The sequence below is a fragment of the Planktothrix tepida PCC 9214 genome (assembly GCF_900009145.1).
GTDB classification, from domain to species: Bacteria; Cyanobacteriota; Cyanobacteriia; order Cyanobacteriales; family Microcoleaceae; genus Planktothrix; species Planktothrix tepida.
The window spans coordinates 778518-799109 of sequence record NZ_LN889813.1; the positions used below are offsets into that span (position 1 = coordinate 778518).

The window sequence follows — 20592 nt, forward strand, 5'->3', positions numbered from 1 at the left end:
CTAGTAAACCCAGAGAGGGAAACAATTTTTCCCGTGAGAAGAGTACAATAAAAGCAACACCCCCTGCTTAAGAAGTGGGTATCTGTTTCTGTGGGAATAAGCTAAAACGTTTTCCCTAGGCAATTGGAGTGATGGGTCTGTGGGAAATAACGCTCATTAGCTATTCCCAAAGATTAAAAGTTTTTATGCGTTAGGATCTAATTTGTTATGGAAAAGAATACATTTTCTTCGCCCAATACCACTCAGAAAGTGGAAGTTTCAATCCACATTGACTCGGAGTTACTCAATCAAATTAAACATCTGACCAATGATCCGAGTAAGGTGATTGAAACAGCCCTGCGTCAATGGCTTAGAGGAGAGCGTCCAGAGGATGAACTTGCCTTGACACTCCAGCGAAATCCCCCGATTCCACCGCGAGGGGAATGGAACGATTAAAATAAAATCCCTGATCAATCAGGATTTTGTTGATTGGGGTGTCTTAAATTCTCAATAGGAGATTTAGGGCAATCGCTGTATATAGTTGAGTAGGAGGCGCGGCTAAACGCTTCGATGTTGGATGGTTCAGTTAACACAGTAGTCGCGGATGCCAATGGACTTAGACAGGAACTCTCAGTTTGCAAGTTCAACTTCGGCTGACCCGATTTGGCAAGAGTTGGGTACTGATCTGGTTTTTATTCAAGATGCCGAGGGTCAGTATTTATCGTTTTATTGGCAACGACAGGATCGCTATCCGTTAGCGACGGATCAAATTATCGGTTCATCCATGGGGGAGTTGTTTAAACCTGTTGTAATTGCTCCCTATGAAGATCGAATTCGCCGCGTTTTAAGTAGTTTAATTCCAGAACGATTTGTTTATTCTTTTTCCTACGAAGAACAATATATTCCCTTAGAATTAATTATGAGTCCCATTTTAGTGTCGAATGGGATACCTAATCGGGTCTTAGTGATGGGATGTCTTCTGGAACAACCTGAAGAGAATATTGATGTGAATATGGCGGAGATTGTTGCTTATCGTTCCTTACCGTCAAATTTGGATATTTCTCAAAAAATGTTGATTCAAATTGCAGGAACGATGTGTCGGACGGTTTCTCCTAGTTCTCATATTTATCAAACCTTATTAAGTCAAATTGCTCAAAAAATTCGTCGCACCTTAGATTTAAAACAAATTTGGCAACAAACCGTTAATAGTTTAGGGCAAGTTTTAGGGGTCAGTCGTTGTATTTTATGTCCCTATCGAGGCGGAAAAGAAGATCATTGGAACTTGCAAGAAACTCAAGTGGTGGCTGAATATCGCCTCGAAGAATTTCCGATGATGTTGGGTTTAGATCTGGAAATTGCCAAGGAATTAGGGTGGACACAAGCTTTAGCGACCTTAGAACCTGTTGTGGTCGAACGTACCTCTCCTGACCATGATCCTTATCAAAGGCATTCGATTTTAGTGGTGGCGACTTCTTATCAAGATCAACCGAATGGAATTATTAGTTTACAACAGTGCGATCGCTTTCGACAATGGACATCGGCGGAAGTGGAATTTATCAGAGAATTAGCGACTCATGTAGGAACCGCAATTGCTCACGCCACTCTCTATCAAGAGCTAGAAGAAGCTCGGATGGAAGCAGTCGCTCTTTCCCGATTAAAAAGTGAATTTTTAGCGAATACCTCCCATGAATTACGCACGCCTCTAAATGGAATTATTGGGTTTTTAAAGTTGGTTTTAGATGGGATGGTTGATGATCCCAAAGAAGAAGAAGAATTTATTCAAGAAGCTCACCGAGCCGCTTTACATTTATTAAATTTAATTAATGATGTTTTAGATATTGCTAAAATTGAAGCGGGGAGAATGGATATTGACTTGGCTTTAATTAAAGTCAATGAACTTTTAGAAGAAATTGAACATTTTACACGGGCGCAAGTGCAAGAAAAAGGATTAACCTTTACCGTCCAAAAAGCGGCTTATGAAGATGAAGTTATTATCTATGGAAATTATCAACGGTTATTACAAGTGATGTTAAATTTAGTCGGAAATGCAATTAAATTTACCCATGAGGGGGGAATTAATATTAGTTTGGGAATTCTTAAACAAACCGTTGTGTTTCAAAATCGAGAGTTTCCAGGAGTTGTAGAATTTCGGGTGGCGGATACGGGAATTGGGGTTCCCATCGAAAAACAAGATCGATTATTTAAAGCTTTTTCTCAAGTCGATGGAGGCTATACCCGCCAATATGGAGGAACGGGTTTAGGGTTAGTGATTTCACAGAAATTAATCCAAACTATGGGAGGAACGGTTAAGTTTTATAGTCTGGGTGAAGGGTTAGGATCAACTGTAACCTTTACTGTTCCCCTCTATCAGGAACCTCGGAATATGAGTCATTAATTGAAAATTGAGGTGTTGACTGATTTAATATTTTCGGGCGGTGAGGAAATACGTCAACATTTCGCCTTTTCCTTTAATATCAATTAACCCTCGTTCTTCAAATATATATTTATCTTTTAAACGTTCATAGGTAGCGACGGTAACTTGAATTTTTCCTGCGATTCCATGGGATTCCATACGATTTGCTGTATTAACAGTATCTCCCCATAAATCATAAGTAAACTTTTTTGTGCCAATGACTCCCGCTTCCACTGCGCCTGTATTAATTCCGGTTCGCATTTGTACAGGTTCATTTCCTTGCAGATGAAATTGACCGATAATATTTTGCATATCTAAAGCCATATTAGCGATCGCTTCAGCATGATCATCCCGTGGCGTGGGTAATCCCCCAACCACCATATAAGCATCCCCAATAGTTTTAATTTTCTCTAATTCATATTTTTCTGCTAATTCATCAAACGCGGAAAAAATTTCATTCAGAATTTCGACTAATTGAGCCGGGGATAAATTAGCCGATAATTTTGTAAAATTAACAATATCTGCAAATAAAACCGTCACATCTGCGAAACTATCCGCAATTGTGCTTTCACCCCGTTTTAATCGTTGAGCGATCGCTTCGGGCAAAATATTTAATAATAATCGTTCCGATTTTTCCTGTTCTTCCGCTAATTTTTTTAAATAGGCTTGTTCTTGATCCCTTAATCGTTTCTTTTCTAAACAAGCATTAATTCGAGCTTTTAATAAAACCGGATTAAAAGGTTTTGATAAATAATCTTCTGCCCCTAATTCAATACAACGCACAATACTATCAATATCATTAACCGCCGAAATCATCACCACCGGAATATGACGCAAAGCCGGATCAGCTTTCAAGGTTTCTAACACCTGATAGCCATTCATCTGAGGCATCATAATATCCAACAACACCAAATCCAGGGACATTGAACCCATCAGTTCCAACGCTTCAAAACCATTAGAAGCCACTGTCACCCCATAACCTTGACGCTGGAGTCGTTTGGCCAGCAGATCACGGTTCACTTCATTATCATCAACAATTAGTACACGATCCGGTTCAGCGTCCATCTCTATTCGTGGCTCCTACGCTCGTTTTGGGATAGTAACAACGAGTGCCACGCCTCCAACTAGGGTTTTCATATTATCAACAGAGATAATTAACGGTTGTATCCGACAACGTAGATGACAGTAGACGTGGGGGTGTTCCTTGGGTATGATCCCCCATCAGGGCTAGATCTGAGCCCGTGATCAAATCGGTTCATATCGCGCACAAATAATAACACACTCACTAATTGACTAGCTAGATGGGGATAAACAGCACAGGACGGGATAAAATCCGAGCGTTAACCCGATGAAATTTAAGCTCAGGGTGCAGGAGCTTTGTTTAAGCAGAGTTCTATTTTTTCCAACAGACGGGGAAATTCCACTGGTTTAGTATCATAATCATCACATCCAGCTTTTAAACATTTTTCGCGATCGCCTGCCATAGCATGGGCCGTGAGTGCAATTACAGGAATTCCCCCAGTTTTGGCATCGGCTTTAATTTGTCGAGTGGCTTCCCAACCATCCATCACCGGTAAACTCATATCCATCAGGATTAAATCGGGCATCAGGGAATGAGCTAATTCCACACCCTTTGCCCCATCTACGGCAATAGATACCTCATATCCTTTTCGGGATAGTCGCCGTTGTAGCATATCCCGATTCATTTCATTATCTTCAACTAACAAAATCTTTACCATGATCCAATCTCAACGTTGATAGTTTAGCGTTAGAATTCTCACGATTTAGAACTTAAGGGGGACTGTTTCAGGCTGGCATTTAACAAGATATGAATTTCTCGTAAAAGATCTTCACAGCTATAACTGCCTTTCTGAAGAATCTGCTCCACATAGCCCCGCAATAGTACCCATTCTGTGGGGGTTAATTCAGCCGCCGTTAGGACGATAATCGGGATATTTGCCCACTGATCTGTTCTGTGAAGGTCATGAATTAACTCAAAACCACTTTTTTCCGGGAGGACTAAATCGAGCAAAATCAGTTTGGGGGCTGACTGTTGAATCAGTTGCAAAGCCTCCTGACCATTTCCGGCTTCTTGGACAATCCAGCCCTGTCGCTGTAATAACCCCCGTAATAGTTGTCGGGTAGCGAGATCATCTTCGACCACTAAAATATGATCAGCCACAGGAAGCATATCCCGTTTCCGATCCGGGTGATACTTACTCAACAAAGCACTTAGGCGCTTACCATCAAACGGTTTGGTCAAATAGTCCGATGCACCAAGAGCAAAACCTCGATTTTTGTTGCTGATGAACGATAGCACAATCACAGGAATATCAGCGAGATCTGGATCAGCCTTTAATGTCGATAATACCGTCCAACCGTCCATTTTCGGCAAAATTATATCTAATATAATGGCATCGGGACGCTGCTGCTGGGCACGAGCGAGCCCTTCTTCCCCCGTTGCTGCCGTTTCTACCTCCAGTCCTTCCCGAATAAGTGATCGCTCAATTAAATCCCGTGTATTGGGATCATCATCAATCACTAACACGGTAATCGATGGCTCATTCACGTGTTCGGAAGGGTCATCCAGAATGATATCCGTTTCCCCTAGAGCGTCGATGTCTTCGACAGTAGCTTCTAAATTCGGATATTCTGAGCCTTTGAATTGAGATTGAACCAACAAAGGTAAATAAATGGTAAAGGTGGAACCTTTGCCTAATGCACTGTCAATGGCGATATGGCCTTGCATCATTTGACAAAAGCGTTGACTAATGGTAAGCCCTAACCCGGTTCCCCCATAGCGGCGAGTAGTAGACGCATCCCCTTGGGTAAAGGGTTGAAACAATTGTTTTTGTTGTTCGGGAGTAATTCCAATTCCGGTATCTCGCACTTGAAACTGAATATAATTGGCATCATCCGATGGCGGATCAAGGGATAAATCATTGTCCCGAACCCACTCAAAGGGAAGGCTTTGGGCACGACTAATATTCAGGGTAATTTCACCTTCCGAGGTGAATTTAGCCGCATTACTGAGTAGGTTCAACAACACCTGTCGAACTTTTGTTAAATCAGCGTGCATGGTGTCAGGCGCATCAGGGGCATAGTAAATATTTAAACTATTTTTATTTTGATCGACTAGAGGTTTAGCTGTTGTGACAATGCTCTCAATTAACATGGAAATTTGAAAGGTTTCCAAATACAAATCCATGCGTCCGGCTTCAATTTTAGAAATATCTAAAATATCGTTAATCAACGCTAATAAGTTGCGTCCGGCGGTGCGAATCCGATCTAAATCGGGGACAATATCGCCATAACCGGAGTCTCCTGCTTCCTCTGCTAAAATCTCACTATAGCCAATAATAGCGTTGAGTGGGGTGCGAAGTTCATGGCTCATATTAGCTAAAAAGGTACTTTTAGCTCGGTTAGCAGCAACAGCTTCTTCTTTCGCTTGTTTTAAGGCTTCGGCGGCGCGTTTACTCTCAGTAATATCTTCAATTGTACCTTCAAAACATAGTAATTGTCCGGTTTGATCCCGAACCGCACGGGCGTTTTCTGAGATCCAAATCATGGTTCCATCTTGACGATAGACTTGGGATTCAAAGCCGGATACAGAATGATTGGCTTGAATTTCTGCGATAAATTCGGCTCGACGGTTAGGATTTACATATAATTGATGATTAATATCCGTAATAGTTTCTAATAAATCTTCGGGAGAATTATAACCTAAAATTCTCGCTAAGGCTGGGTTAGCACTAATATATCGTCCTTCTAGGGTCGTTTGACAAATACCTTCGGCTGCATTTTCAAAAATACTCCGATATTTGGCTTCTGTTTGTCGCAGAAATTCTTCCGTTTGTTTGCGTTCAATGGCATTAGAAAACATTTCTCCGACCATTTTCAACAATGCAATACTATCCGATGACCAGGTATAACTTGAATGAATGGAATCAAACCGCAAAAATCCAACAATAGACCGACGACAGACTAAGGGAACTAAAATAATGGATTGAATTTGAGGTAAAGTATCGGTTTCTGAATAAGACGATACATCTGAAACGGGATGAAACTGCTGCAAATACTTTAAATCCTTTAGGGCTTCTGGGGGTAAATCCTGAACAGCAAGATAAATATTTTCATAGCGATTGAGTTGTCGTTCTAACCAAGGAATATCAGCCCCATAAAGTTTAGAACCGGAAATTTTTTTGATTAAATCTGTCAATTTGGAAAGCTGTTGAGAACGCTGATGTGGAGTTTTTATTGCCAACCATTGATAAATCGAATTCATCTGTATTTCTTGCTCGGAAAATAAATATAAATAGCTTTGTTCTACTCCAATAAAGGTACTAATTCGTTGTAACGCTTGTTGAATCCCATTTTCAATTTCATCCGTTGTTAAACTAATAAAATGGGTCGATAAATTAGTAATCAGTTGTTCAAATTCAACGCGATATTGCAAAGCTTTTTCGACTCGTTTGCGTTGGGTAATATCCCGAAAACTCCAGACTCTTCCCACTAATTTTTCTCCCATTTGGGAGGGATGGGAATATAACTCAAAAATTCGCCCATCTTTGAACTCCACCACATCATAAGTCGGGGTATGGGGTTCCGAAGATAACTGCATCACGGTTTTGAGAAATCGAGGCGGATCTTTTAATTGTCTTAACACAAAGGCTAAGACCGATTGATCATGGGGGGGCTTTAATAATCCAGGAGGAACTTGCCACATTTCCACGAATTTTTGATTAAAATTTAAGACTTTTCCCGTGCGATCAACTGCTAAAATTCCTGCATCTGTTGAATCAAAAGTAGCTTGTAATAAAGAGATAGATCGTTCCGCCTCTAATTGAGCTTGTTTGCGTTCGGTAATATCTAAAAAAACTAAGGCGGCTCCGACAAACGTGTTTTGTTCTAAAATCGGTGTTAATACATAGGAAACGGGTAAAATATTGCCATCGGCACAGATAAATTGATCATCACTGGATGCGATCGGTTCCAGAAGGGACGCTAACCCTGTAGCGGAAGCAGCAGCCAGCCGTTGAAACGTATTCAGAGATAATCGAGAACGGGCTCCAATGCGGTCTAAAATGGAGTTTCCGACTAATTCGGCTTCTGACCATCCCAATAGTCTTTCCGCTTCGGGATTCATGGATAATAAACAGCCCTGGGGATCTAAGATACACAATCCAGCACCTAGGGAACTAATCACCGAGCGCAGTCGATCCCGTTCCGCTTGTAAACGGGCTTCCGACTCCTGACTTTGCTGGTTATACAACTCTAACAATTCTCTGGAGGACAGGGTAAGGGAACGCTCCATCAAATAGCGTTCTTGATCGGCTTCCTTGTAGCTGCGGCTGACACGCTCCAGAAATTCTTCCCATGTAGCGATATCCACCGGAGGAGTCTGTGGATCAAGACCCAGGCGTCTGAGTTGGCGTTGGAGCGCATAGTGCATAGAATCTTAAGAGTGAAGAAGTCAGGATGCAGCCATTCATCAGAGACAATAGGGATAAAGCTAGGATTAGCTACTATTTTCTCGAATGGTAATTAAGGTCATGGTTTGATTGTGCAGTTCGCAGAGAGAGGCGACACCCGTAGGAGCTAGTTCCCCGTAGGAGTAAAAACCCATTTGTTGGGTTCCTTGGGGTAATTCATCTAGTGTAGCTTCTAATTCTTCTTCAGTACGCTCTCCTAGAACTAATCGACGACCGGAACCACTCATCGCGATCGCTAAAGTGGGTTCTAACATTATTGCCTGATTCTGGTTCAATTTCTGCTGTTCCCATTCTCCCGTTTTGCGTTGATTACTATTGCGAGTAATGAGTGCTGCTGCTAATGCTCCATCCACTAAACGCTCATAATTTCCTCGCATAAGTTGAGCAACAGAACCGACAGGAATATCACCTGTAAAAGTTAGGGATTTTGTCTCTTCATTAATGCCGATTAGGGTTCTCACCGTGCGTTTACGAGCTAAGGGAGTTCCCAATGCTAAAGGAAAAAATAAGCCACTGGTGGGCAAATTTCGGGCGTATTTGCCTAAATATTCTTGATAGAGTTGTAAAACCGGTTTGTGATCTAATTCATACAAAATATTGTGGTGGGAACGAGTGACTTGTCGTTCAGGGCCAAAGATTGTCCAACCCCCTTGGGAACCATAGCTAATTGCAATATCATTTCCATAAAATCCAACGGCGGAAACAGCACCAGAAATGGGTAAACGATTTTGTAAAATCCAAGTACGTTTAAATTGATGATTATCGGCGGCTAATCCTCCAACAATTAAGATAGGATCTGAAGAATTAAAAACAGAACTTTGATATAAAATTGAATTCACACCTCGTAAAAATTCACTGCCATTGAGTTGTAATCCATCTCCTAAAATAAAGACAGCTTTTAACTGAGGATCAGCCAATTGTTGAGCAATAGAACGACCTGCTTGATAAGAATAATCTTGTCTTTGAAGCGGATTTGATGAATTTGTTTCTTCAGAAAGGTGACAAAATGCTGTTTTTAATGAGGTATTATGAAATTGCAAAACACTGACGATTAAACTATCCTTCATCAAGGTTGAACCCCAAATTTCTCCGGCGGTTGAACACCCAATAAAATGAGATTGAGGATAAGCTTCTTTTAAGTCTTGTAAAGGTTCGAGATCGTCTTGAAACTGAACCCCACCAAAGACAATCACTAAAGTTTGATTTGAGTCCAGGGAGGGCAATGTTTTGACTGACCAGCCCGTGGGTTTCTTCCAGAAAAAAGTTTCTAATTTCATGATGAACTGGGTACAAAAGAAAAGGAAAAAATCAGGGAAATTGAGTAGAGGAAGATACTTCGGGGGGAGTTAAACGTTCCTCTTGTTGTTCGGCTTTGAGTTTAGGTTGAAGATAGAGATTTTCAACTAATGCCGCGACTCCGGCAAACCAAGGGGGAACAATTAATGCCCCCATAATTCCGAGAACTTGTACACCACCGAGTACGGATAAAAGCTGATATAAGGGGTGAATTCCCACCGATGAACCCACTAATAAGGGATCGAGAACGTAGGTTTCAACATTTTGAATAATTCCATATAATAATAATACCCAAACCACTAAAAATCCCCCTTTGGCTAAGGCAACAATTAAGGCAGGAATTGCTCCTAAAATCGGCCCTAAAAAGGGAATTAAATTGGTAACTCCGGCAATAGCTCCTAAGCCAATAGCAAAGTCTTTTAAGCCTAAAAATCCTAATCCCGTTGTTGTGGCTACCCCTAAAATTCCAGAGACGAGAATTCGCCCTCGAATATAACCCCCCATCCGTTGGCTAATGGGATCAACTTGGGCGGCTAATCGTTCATTCCAAGGATAGGGAAAAAATTGAATAAAACTATGAATTAAGGTTTTACTATCCGCTACCATATAGCCGGAAATAAATAAAGCTAAAATTAAACTGGCAACTCCCCCTAAAATTCCCCTCGTAATTCCGTAGGAACGTAAAATTAATTGTTGGCTGGAACGAATCACCCAACTGGTTAAAGATTGAGGATCAATGAGTTGTTCAATAAAGGTGGAAGTCTCTGATCCTAATCGACCGGCTAAATCCGTTGCAATTCTAATAATTTGTTCTGCAAAAACGGGAGATTGACGGACTAATAAGGTAATTTGATCCACAACCGCAGGCCCAATGACTAAGCCAAATCCCATTAATCCTGCGATTAAGGTTAAATAGACGATAACAACCGCTAACCATCGAGGAACCTGTTTTTTTTCTGCCCAATTGACAAGGGGGACAATAGAAGCAGCCAAAACAACAGAAATCATTAATAGAACGATTAAACCTCGCAGTTGCCAAAGCAGGACAAGCAGGAAAACCGATGCTACAATCAAAAGCAGACTAGAGAGAGAAAATGAGATACGTCGTTCAGATTTCATGGGTTGGCTGTGAGTTAGTCTAAGGGATGGAGACCTATCAAAGACCCCGTTTAATTCTATCCACCTGCTTTTTTAGTTTAATCATTACTGGAACATTGGTCAAGAGGAATTCTTGATTCATTGGTTATTAACTCTTTCTGAAGTTCTGATTTATTTTATAATTTATAAATACGATAGTTAAAACTATCTTAACGGTTTGTATCTGGGTAGAAGGTTCTCTATGCGAATTCATGTTGAAGGCTGGCGTTTTATGCCCCATTCTTATAGCATTACCAATCAATTTCAACTCTTGGAAATGCTACAGCGATCGCCCTTACAATTAACCCATGAAGAGATTCCTAGTTTAAAACCCCAATGGCAACCTTTTACCGGATTATTCAATCCAGAATTAGAAACTTGTTTACAACAAATTCCTCCCGCTATTAACCCCGTTGCTGATGTCACCCTCAGAATTCATCAACCGTTTAATTTTCAATCTTCTCTCAGTCGAAAAACCCTGATTTATGCCACTGCACCTTGGGGAATTTTAATTGATTCATCCTCCCCCCTGAAACCTTTATTTCACTTAAAAAATCAGATTTTTAATCCTGATATTACTATTATTACACCTTCTCAATGGTCACGGGAAGGATTCATCAGAAGTGGTTTAAATCCTCAACAGGTAAAGGTTGTTCCTTGGGGGGTTGACCCAACGATCTATTATCCCCTGAATCAAACGGAACGAACCGCTTTAAGACAACAATGGGGATGGGATGATTATTTCATTTTTCTTCATGTCGGTAGTTTACAAGATCAAGATGGAATTAAACCAATTTTAAAGGCATTTTCTCAAATTGTAGAGGATTATCCACAAGCAAGATTAGTCTTAAAAGGATCAACTTTATTTCACGACTCTGACCACTGGTTAGAGAGTGCCTTTAAAAATGTATTAACTGAGGAACAAGTTACTAAAATTCAGCCTAAAATTGCCTATTTGAATCAACCTTTATCTTGTACCGCCCTAGCCCAATTATATCAAGTTTCTGATGCCTATTTAGCTACAGATGTTGCAACCGCTTTTAATTTATCGGTATTGGAAGCTGCTGCATCGGGATTACCAATTATTTGTAGTGCTGGAGGCGCGACAGAAGACATTACTGATGAGCAGTTTACCTGGAAAATTAAAAGCTCCTTTAAGAATCAAATTATTCACAACCAAAGTCGGTTTTTCCTACATCCCAGTTGGGAACATTTGGCAGAATTAATGCAAGAAATTATAGACCATTCGGAATGGCGAGAACAAGCTAAAAAAATCGCTCCTCAATGGATAGCAGAACGTTATACCTGGAAACATACCATTGATCAACTGTTGGAAATTGCTCAACAAGAAACTCCCATCGCCTGGGGGGCTCCCCATCGTAACCTTCCCGTTTCTTTATCGTCTCCTCACAGTATTATTGTGGAAGGATGGCGAGATCTTCCCCATTCCTATTCCTTTATTAACAGTTACCAACTGTTAGAAATGGTCAAATATCCAGCTTTAAAAGTTTTTCATAAAGATATCCCCTATGTCACCTCTGAATGGAAGCCGAGTAAACAGTTATTAAGTCGGGAAGCTGAGGATATTTTAGATCGGATTCCTGCTCCTGAAACTGACCAAAAGGCAGATGTTACTCTCCGGGTTTATTGTCCGTTTAATTTAACAGCTTCTCCGAGTAAAAGAACTGCTATTTTTGGTTGTACAGAATGGGGAATTGTACCCCGTTCTATTTTAAACGGGATGAAAATTGACTGTTTTAGAGAAGCACATCGCCATTGGGATACCTTAATTATTACGTCTTCCCATTGGTCACGAGAAGGATTTATTCGCAGTGGTGCGGTTCCTGAACGAGTGGTGGTAATTCCGTTAGGAGTGGATACCCAGATTTATCATCCTTTACCCGAAGAGAAACGACAGGAACTTCGCCAACAATTGGGATGGAATGATAGTTTTATCTTCTTAAATATTGGAGTAATGTGGAATGAACGTCAAGGGATTGATCGGATTTTAAAAGCCTTTGCTCGAATTACTGAAAAATACCCAGAAGCTCGATTATTATTAAAAGGCAGAGATGCAATTTTTCCCTCAAAAGATTATCTCAAACAAGCAACAAAAGACAGCTTAAATGATGAAGAAATACAACGAGTTTCTACTCGAATGCGCTATATTGGTAACAATTTATCCTCCCTAGAAATGGCGCAATTATATCAAGCTGCTGATGCTTATGTGTCTCCCTATTCCGCCGAAGGGTTTAATCTTCCTGTCTTAGAAGCGATCGCCTGTGGCGTTCCGGTCATCTGTACCGATGGGGGGCCAACGGATGATTTTACTAATGAAACATTAGTGTATAAAATCAAAAGTACCTTTGATAAAATTACCTTACCAAGCGGTGAAACTCGATTCTTTTTAGAACCAGATCAAGAACATTTATTTGCCTTAATGGAAAAGGTGATTGAAAACGTAAATCTTTATCAAACCTTACAAAAAATGGGGCCGAATTTTGTCGAACAAAACTTTACCTGGAAAATTATTGTTGAGCAGTTATTAAAGGTTTTATTTCACAACCTTTAATTTTAAAATTAATCCCCAAACAGATGATTTTTAACCGAGAAATTTATTCTCAGTTTTAAGATTGAGATGTTCTGACTGTTTTTGTTGAAACGGACTTTATCTAGTCATTCTGGGAAGAATACGATACACTAACAATTACCAGTTTAAATTCTTGACGTTTTTGGTAGTACCTCTATGCAATCGGCCGTAACACCTAACACAGAATTAACAATGGATAATCCAAAGCGAGGGATGCCTGTCACCATTATTACAGGGTTCTTAGGCAGTGGGAAAACCACCCTCCTGAATCATATTTTATCGAATCAACAGGGAATCAAAACCGCCGTCCTGGTGAATGAGTTTGGTGAAATTGGGATTGATAATGAATTGATTATCAATACCGATGAAGATAATACAATGGTTGAGTTAAGTAATGGTTGCGTTTGTTGTACCATTAACGAAGATTTAGTGAATGCGGTTTATAAGGTTTTAGAACGGTCTGAAAAAGTGGATTATATGGTGGTAGAAACCACTGGACTTGCTGATCCGCTTCCCGTTGCTCTAACATTTTTAAGCACCGAATTACGGGATATGACCCGTTTAGATTCCATTGTAACATTGGTAGATTGTGCTAATTTTAGTTTAGATTTATTTAATAGCCAAGCGGCTAATAGCCAGATTGTCTATGGGGATATTATTGTTTTGAATAAAACCGATCTGGTGGATGAAGCCGATGTCGATTTATTAGAAATTAGAATTCGGGATATGAAAAAAGATGCCCGAATTTTACGCACTCATAATTCTCAAGTTCCTCTTCCTTTAATTCTGAGTGTGGGATTATTTGAATCCGATAAATATTTTAATCCTGAATCTGATGATCATGACCATGACCATGACCATCACGATGACCCTGCTGATCATGTTTGTGATGAACATTGCGATCATGATCACGACCATGAACATCACCATCATCACCATCATGATCACGACCATAAACACCATCACCATCATCATTCTAACCACTTAGAAAATGATGGGTTTACCTCCCTTTCTTTCCAAAGCGATCAACCCCTATCTTTAAGAAAATTTCAATACTTTTTAGATAACCAACTTCCTGGGAGTGTATTCCGCGCTAAAGGAATTTTATGGTTTGATGAAAGTCCCAAACGTCATATTTTTCACCTGAGTGGAAAACGCTTTTCCATTGATGATGATGAGTGGAAAGGGGAACCTAAAACCCAATTAGTTTTAATTGGTCAAGGATTAGATCATGAAACCCTCCAAACTCAACTCAATAATTGTTTATGTCTCCCCTCTACAAACCGGGGTAAAGGGTTTGGGAAATAGATTGACTGTTGACGGGTAGGGGTGGGATTATCTATTGTGTCAACTTCAGCCGAAGACCTCTGATTATAGCCAAGATTAGATCCCCCTAAATCCCCCTTAAAAAAGGGGGACTTTGAAGCCTAATCCTTCTCTTAATAAGGGGGACTGTGGACTCTAATTCCCCCCTTTTAAAGCCAGGTTAGGGGGGGCTAGAACTAGAGAAAAATCAACGAATTAAGTTGACATCGATTAAGTTAACTCCGCTCCTCTAAACTGATAACTGATGATGCGGATACTTGATAACTGATAACTGTTATGCGGGTAATTATTCAGCGAGTTAATCATTCTCAAGTTACTGTTGATGGGGAAATTATAGGTAAAATTGGAAGAGGACTCAACCTATTAGTGGGAATTGCAGAGACAGATACCGAAATTGAACTAAACTGGATGGCGCGAAAATGTTTAGAATTAAGATTATTTCCTGACCCGGAAACCAATACGGGAAAATGGGAAAAATCTGTTCAAGAAATCGGAGGTGAATTATTAGTTGTAAGTCAATTTACCCTTTATGGAGATTGTCGAAAAGGTCGGCGTCCATATTTTGACCGTTCCGCACCGCCAGAAAAAGCTGAAAAACTTTATGAACTGTTTGTAGAAAAATTGCGTTTGAGTGGGTTAAACGTCAAAACTGGCAAATTTGGAGCTTTAATGCAAGTGTTCATTGAAAATGATGGCCCTGTTACGTTAACCTTAGAAAAAGAAGCAAACCCTTAATTCTTTCACTAATAAAGTATTTAGAAAAATGACCATTGCTATTGATTTTGGAACCAGTAATACTGTTATTTCCCGTTGGAATCCCGCCACACAACAAGCGGAAACTTTAAAATTACCGAATTTATCCTTAATTTCTAGTCAAAATCCCCCCCTAATTCCCAGTTTAGTTTATTTAAAAGATGCCCGTCAAGGAGACTGTTTATTCGGTCAACAAGTACGGGATGGGGGATATGATATTAGCAATGATTCTCGCTTTTTTAGGAATTTTAAACGGGGAATTGGTAGCAATATTCAAGGATTTTTACCTGAAATTGATGGTCAAACGATTAGTTTTGAACAAGTGGGAGAATTATTTTTAACGGGAATTGTTAATAGGATTCGTCAACTACCGATGGCGACTGATTCTTTAGTCTTTACCGTTCCCGTTGATAGTTTTGAATCCTATCGCCATTGGTTAGGAAAAGTCTCTCAATCTCTCGATGTGGAACAGGTACAACTCTTAGATGAGCCGACAGCGGCAGCATTAGGATATGGATTGGCAGATCAGGAGCTTTTATTGGTGATTGATTTAGGTGGAGGAACCTTAGATCTTTCCTTAGTTCGGTTAGATGGAAATAGCAATCAAAAACCCTTGGGATTTATTTTAAAATGGGGTCAAAAATCCTTTGCAGAATCATCAGGACAACGGGTAAAAACAGCCAGAGTTTTAGCCAAAGCTGGAAAAAACTTAGGGGGTTCAGATATTGATAATTGGCTAGTAGATTATTTTACCCAAACCCAAGGTTTACCCAAAACTGCGTTAACTACTCGTTTAGCAGAACGCTTAAAAATACAATTGTCTTTACAAACCCAAGCAACAGAAGTGTATTTTGATGATGAAACCTTAGATAGCTATGAATTAACCTTAACGAGAAATCAGTTTGAAACAATTCTGAGCAAAGCTCAATTTTTTGAAACTTTAGATGATGCGATTGGAAAAGTCTTTCAACAAGCTCGTCGCCAAGGAATCGAAGTTGCGGATATTAATGGGGTTTTGCTCGTGGGAGGAAGTGCTCAAATTCCGGCGGTACAAACTTGGATTCAACAATATTTTGAATTCAGTAAAATTCGCTGTGAAAAACCCTTTGAGGCTATTTCTCACGGTGCTTTACAACTAAGTCAAGGCACCAAAATCGAAGATTTTTTATATCATAGTTATGGGGTGCGCTATTGGAACCGTCGAGATAATTGCCACAATTGGCATCCGATTATCAAATCAGGTCAACCTTACCCGATGACAACTCCTGTAGAATTAGTCTTGGGTGCCTCTTTAGAAAATCAACCAAGTATCGAATTAATTTTAGGGGAATTGGGAGATGAAACTGGGGGAACCGAGGTTTATTTTGATGGCGATCGCTTAATTACCCGTCGCTTAGATCAGCGTCAAATTGTACAATCATTAAATGATAACCCAGGAGGTCGAACAATTGCTCAATTAACTCCCCCAGGGAACCCCGGAAGCGATCGCATTAAAGTTTTATTTCAAGTGGATGACAAACGTTTTTTACGCATAACCGTCGAAGATTTATTAACAAATAAAATACTATTAGAGAATCAAGTTGTTGTACAGTTAAGTTAAATGTGCCATCAATCAGGTTTTCAGTTCATCCTGATTTTAAGAGGGGGAAAATATGCGATCGCGCGCCGTTCGAGAAGGTTCCGTTGGTTTGTTAATTCTGTTAGGATTAGGTTTGCTGGGAGCCGTAATTTTATGGCTCAAAAATATTAGTTTAGGAACTCGCAGCTATACTTTAATTGCAGAATTTCCTGATGCGTCTGCATTACAAATCGGAACTCCCGTGCGATATCGAGGAGTTAAAATTGGTCGAGTCACCCGACTGGAAGCTAACTTAAATTCTGTCGATGCCATCTTAGAAATTACACCCAGTAGTTTTATTATTCCTCGTAATATCATCATTCAATCTAACCAAATTGGTTTATTAAATGAAGGATATGTAGATATTATTCCCAAAGGAAATACCTCTCAAAAAATCGCCGATGCAGATCCCTTAAGTCCTGATTGTCCTGACACAATTCTTTGTAATAATACTCGGATTCCTGCGGAAACAGGCATTGATATTATGAAACTGATTTCCAGTTTATATCAGTTTGCAGAAATCTATGGAAATCCTGAGTTATATGTTAATTTGAATACGACCGCAAAAACCACCACAACGGCGGCGCAGGAAGCCACAAAATTGACAGGAAAACTATCGGATTTTTTGGTAGTAGCACAATCTGAAATGAAAGACTTAAATGAGTCCCTTGATACAGGAATTGGCGGTTTAAATCAATCGGTTAATCAAGGTGTTACCTCTTTTACCTCAGAAATTAGTAATCTTTCGACCAGTGTTCAACAAGATACCAGAGAAGTGTCTAAAGCTGCTGTTGAGTCTGCAAACTCAGTGGGTCGTGCGGCGGATCAAATTACGTCTTTGAGTAATCAATTTAATGGGTTATTAGCCAATAATCGTGTTACGTTAATTTCTACCTTAGAAAATATTAATCAAACCACAAAAGAATTAAGTGTTTTAGTAACAACCCTCACACCGATTATGAGTCAGTTAGAACAAGCCAAAATTGTTGAAAATTTAGAAGCCACCTCAGCCAATGCCGAAGCCGCTTCAGCTAACTTAAGAATTCTCTCAAAAGCCGTCAGTGATCCCGAAAACTTAATGCTAATTCAAGAAACTTTAAATTCTACCCGCAATACATTACAAACCCTGCAAAAAATTAGTGAAGATGTGAATCAATTAACCGGGGATGAACAGTTGCAAAATAACCTCAAAAATTTAATTAATGGTTTGAGTCGATTGTTTGGTTCAACTCAACGGTTAGAACGTCAGAAATCCATGTCTGAACAATTAGAACCCTTAGCAGAAGCAGTGGAAAAAACTCAAGTTACACTCTCCACACTCAATCAAACTTCAACTTTTGACACTGAAACACCACAACCCAATAAAACTATAGAGAAATTGATGGATTCTGCTACAAATTATTCTGTTGATCAAAATCAAAAATTTATTTCTCAACCTTCCTATCCCCTAGAAACAAGTTCTTCCCCCATTTTCAATCCTACTCATTAGTCAAAAAGAGCATTAACTAAACCCGGTTTCGGTTCCTTTCCCCCCATGAACTAAGGCTAATTTTTCATACCGTTTAGCGTGTTCAATTAAATCTGCTGCTTCCTCTGGAGAAATTTCCCGTATTCGTTTTGCGGGAACACCAACAACTAAAGAAAACGGAGGAACATCTTTGGTAACAATTGAGCCCGCCCCAATAATACTTCCCGTTCCCACTCGCACCCCGTCCAATATAACCGCCCCAATGCCGATTAAACTTCCTCGTTCAATATGAGCCGCATGAATCACCGCCCGATGGCCAACGGTAACACAATCTTCTAAATGTGTCACTTTTCCCGGATCACCATGTAAAATAGCACCATCCTGAATATTGGTTTTTTCTCCAATCACAATCCGTTCCACATCCCCCCGAACAACAGCACCATACCAAATACTCGCCCCAGCCCCAACTTCCACAAAACCCACTACCACCGCATTTGCAGCGACAAAGGCAGCTTGGGAGAGATCTACAGTAGGCCAATAGGTTGGGGGAGTCAACAAAGGTTGATCAGACATGGGTGTAACATTCCGTGAAAAACGAACAAACTAGAATAGAGAAGAAAGGGTAAAATTCCCATAGCTATAATAAACGACAGCCCTGGTGTAAAACCATTTAATGATGAATTCTGCCTTGCAGTACCCAATTTTTGGCCCAGAGATTAGTTGTCCCCATTGCCGTCAGCAAATTCCGGCTCTTACGCTGACGGATACCTATTTGTGTCCTCGTCATGGTGCTTTTGAAGCTGACCCGAATACAGGTGAGTTGGTTCATTTGCAATCAGGTCGTCATTGGCGAGAATGGCAGGGAGAATGGTATCGACAACATACCCATCCCGATGGAATTCGATTTGAAATTCATGAAGCGTTAGACCGACTCTACACCCAAGGTTATCGGGCTACCCGTGTGATTATCGCTAAACGCTATCAAGAATTAATCAGTGCCTATTTAGAACGCAGTGCCCCTTGGCGGAATGGGACAGATACCACACAACCGAGACTATACGGTTTACCTGTGGAATTTAGCCCCGATGCGAAGGATGAACCGTGCTGGGATGTGATTAATTTTGATTTAGATAAAGAACAGGGAGTACCCGTCCGTTATCCCTATTTTCGATTATTTGAATAGGGGGAAATTCATGCACCATGCGTCAATTCGGACGGCTAATATTCATCGAGCGATCGCTTTTTATGAAACCCTGGGATTTACGGTTTGTGAACGGTTTACAACGGGATATACCTTAGCGTGTTGGATGGAAGGGTTAAACGGACGAATTGAATTAATTGAAATTCCCCAACCGAAACCCGCCCCCGATGCGTTCTCGGATGAGCATTATGTCGGCTATTATCATCTTTCGTTTGATTTAACGGATCAAGTTTCTGATTTAGCCAGTTGGTTGAATCATCTTCAACATCAGTTTAATCAAGGAGTTACAGAACAGCCCAATTTATTTCAACCGTTAAAAATTCTATTAGAACCTATGCAACAAATGATCGGAGATCGGGTGTATGAAGTCATGTTTATTGCGGACACAGACGGTTTACCCTTAGAATTTATCCGCATTTTGTCGGCTGTCTAAGCAATTTCCACCCATTTCCTAAGAATGTTGTTCATAAAAATATAGAATTCAAAGTTTCCAAACTTGATATAATTCTCCCAAAAGTTTAGATCAAAACTTTGAAACCTAGAGAATTTCTGTTTTTTTTTAAATAAAAGGGTAAAAACATGATAAAATTTAATTTTGATTTTAAATTATTATTTAAACAAATTTTTGTTGGTTTAGGTTTATTATTGATCCTAATTTTGGAATTGAATTCTATTGAGATTCAACCTGCTTTCGCTGCGGTTGATTTATCCCGTCAACCGGCAACGGAAGTTACCGTTAGTTTAAGTAATGAATCAGGAGAATTAAAATTTTTCCCGGATCACTTCCAATTTGAAGCTGGAAAACCCTATAAATTAATCTTAAAAAATCCGAGTCCCGGTAAACATTATTTCACCGCTAAAGATTTTGCGGATATGAGTTGGACACAAAAAGTTGAGTCTGGAAAATTAGAAGTTAAAGGTGCAATTCACGATTTAGAATTAAAACCGGGTGGGGAAGCAACCTGGGTATTCGTTCCCATCAGAACCGGAACTTATAGTTTACGCTGTTCTATCCCCGGACATACTGAAGCCGGAATGAAAGGGGAAATTATTATTACCGAGAACTCGTGATTACAGTTGTTAGTATCTTGATTTTTGTAAAGAATAAGTGAGCGCTCTTGATTTTATCAGGTGGCCATCGCTATTTCTTTGCTTTTTTTCCTCCGACCCATGAAACAGCCCTGGTTTATTAACGGGGGGTTAAGTTGCTCAAAACGTAAAGATTTATTAATAAAATTTAGCTGAGGTAAAGCTTTATGCTCTGGATTTAAAGATTGAGTGAAACTAAGACCTATCAGAGTATAGAGGGAAACTGGATG

16 protein-coding genes are annotated in these 20592 nt (G+C 40.0%); 10 read left to right on the plus strand and 6 right to left on the minus strand.

Features of this window, described 5'->3' with window-relative positions:
- The first annotated feature begins 207 nt into the window (after window positions 1-207).
- Window positions 208-435, plus strand: coding sequence for a type II toxin-antitoxin system CcdA family antitoxin (locus PL9214_RS26050; RefSeq protein ID WP_072722190.1), 228 nt, complete (start codon window positions 208-210; stop codon window positions 433-435).
- Between the two features lie 154 nt (window positions 436-589).
- On the plus strand, window positions 590-2374 hold the full coding sequence (locus tag PL9214_RS26055; protein WP_072722191.1) for an ATP-binding protein: 1785 nt from the start codon (window positions 590-592) through the stop codon (window positions 2372-2374).
- Window positions 2375-2398: 24 nt separating this feature from the next.
- On the opposite strand, the gene PL9214_RS26060 is transcribed toward PL9214_RS26055, so the two are convergent.
- The 5 genes from PL9214_RS26060 to PL9214_RS26080 form a co-directional block, all read right to left on the minus strand.
- Complete coding sequence (locus PL9214_RS26060) at window positions 2399-3457, minus strand: adenylate/guanylate cyclase domain-containing protein (protein ID WP_072722192.1); 1059 nt, start codon at window positions 3455-3457, stop codon at window positions 2399-2401.
- Between the two features lie 296 nt (window positions 3458-3753).
- Window positions 3754-4131 (minus strand): response regulator, encoded by a 378-nt coding sequence (locus PL9214_RS26065; protein WP_072722193.1) that lies wholly within the window; start codon window positions 4129-4131, stop codon window positions 3754-3756.
- A 38-nt stretch (window positions 4132-4169) separates the two neighbouring features.
- Window positions 4170-7844, minus strand: coding sequence for a PAS domain S-box protein (locus PL9214_RS26070; protein WP_072722194.1), 3675 nt, complete (start codon window positions 7842-7844; stop codon window positions 4170-4172).
- Window positions 7845-7910: 66 nt separating this feature from the next.
- Window positions 7911-9161: an FIST signal transduction protein gene (locus PL9214_RS26075; RefSeq protein ID WP_072722195.1), complete on the minus strand. Its 1251-nt coding sequence runs from the start codon at window positions 9159-9161 to the stop codon at window positions 7911-7913.
- Window positions 9162-9192: 31 nt separating this feature from the next.
- Window positions 9193-10299: an AI-2E family transporter gene (locus PL9214_RS26080; protein ID WP_072722196.1), complete on the minus strand. Its 1107-nt coding sequence runs from the start codon at window positions 10297-10299 to the stop codon at window positions 9193-9195.
- A gap of 220 nt (window positions 10300-10519) precedes the next feature.
- Here PL9214_RS26080 and PL9214_RS26085 point away from each other — a divergent pair, with 220 nt between their 5' ends.
- The 5 genes from PL9214_RS26085 (at window position 10520) to PL9214_RS26105 (ending at window position 18093) form a co-directional block, all read left to right on the plus strand.
- Window positions 10520-12889 (plus strand): glycosyltransferase family 4 protein, encoded by a 2370-nt coding sequence (locus PL9214_RS26085; RefSeq protein WP_072722197.1) that lies wholly within the window; start codon window positions 10520-10522, stop codon window positions 12887-12889.
- Window positions 12890-13063: 174 nt separating this feature from the next.
- The gene (locus PL9214_RS26090; protein WP_072722198.1) at window positions 13064-14215 is read left to right on the plus strand and encodes a CobW family GTP-binding protein; all 1152 of its coding nucleotides are present in this window, start codon (window positions 13064-13066) and stop codon (window positions 14213-14215) included.
- Window positions 14216-14509: 294 nt separating this feature from the next.
- The gene (gene dtd, locus PL9214_RS26095; RefSeq protein WP_072722199.1) at window positions 14510-14968 is read left to right on the plus strand and encodes a D-aminoacyl-tRNA deacylase; all 459 of its coding nucleotides are present in this window, start codon (window positions 14510-14512) and stop codon (window positions 14966-14968) included.
- A gap of 28 nt (window positions 14969-14996) precedes the next feature.
- A complete protein-coding gene (locus PL9214_RS26100; RefSeq protein WP_072722200.1) occupies window positions 14997-16586 on the plus strand; it encodes an Hsp70 family protein in 1590 nt (529 codons plus the stop codon).
- Between the two features lie 52 nt (window positions 16587-16638).
- Window positions 16639-18093 (plus strand): MlaD family protein, encoded by a 1455-nt coding sequence (locus tag PL9214_RS26105; RefSeq protein ID WP_072722201.1) that lies wholly within the window; start codon window positions 16639-16641, stop codon window positions 18091-18093.
- A 12-nt stretch (window positions 18094-18105) separates the two neighbouring features.
- On the opposite strand, the gene PL9214_RS26110 is transcribed toward PL9214_RS26105, so the two are convergent.
- Window positions 18106-18645 (minus strand): gamma carbonic anhydrase family protein, encoded by a 540-nt coding sequence (locus tag PL9214_RS26110; protein ID WP_072722202.1) that lies wholly within the window; start codon window positions 18643-18645, stop codon window positions 18106-18108.
- A 100-nt stretch (window positions 18646-18745) separates the two neighbouring features.
- Here PL9214_RS26110 and PL9214_RS26115 point away from each other — a divergent pair, with 100 nt between their 5' ends.
- The 3 genes from PL9214_RS26115 (at window position 18746) to PL9214_RS26125 (ending at window position 20344) form a co-directional block, all read left to right on the plus strand.
- Entirely contained in the window at window positions 18746-19255 is a 510-nt protein-coding gene (locus PL9214_RS26115; protein ID WP_072722203.1) for a TIGR02652 family protein, read from the plus strand.
- A 10-nt stretch (window positions 19256-19265) separates the two neighbouring features.
- Window positions 19266-19706, plus strand: a complete 441-nt coding sequence (locus PL9214_RS26120) for a VOC family protein (RefSeq protein ID WP_072722204.1) — start codon at window positions 19266-19268, stop codon at window positions 19704-19706.
- Between the two features lie 146 nt (window positions 19707-19852).
- Window positions 19853-20344, plus strand: a complete 492-nt coding sequence (locus PL9214_RS26125) for a plastocyanin/azurin family copper-binding protein (protein ID WP_072722205.1) — start codon at window positions 19853-19855, stop codon at window positions 20342-20344.
- Window positions 20345-20592 lie beyond the last annotated feature (248 nt).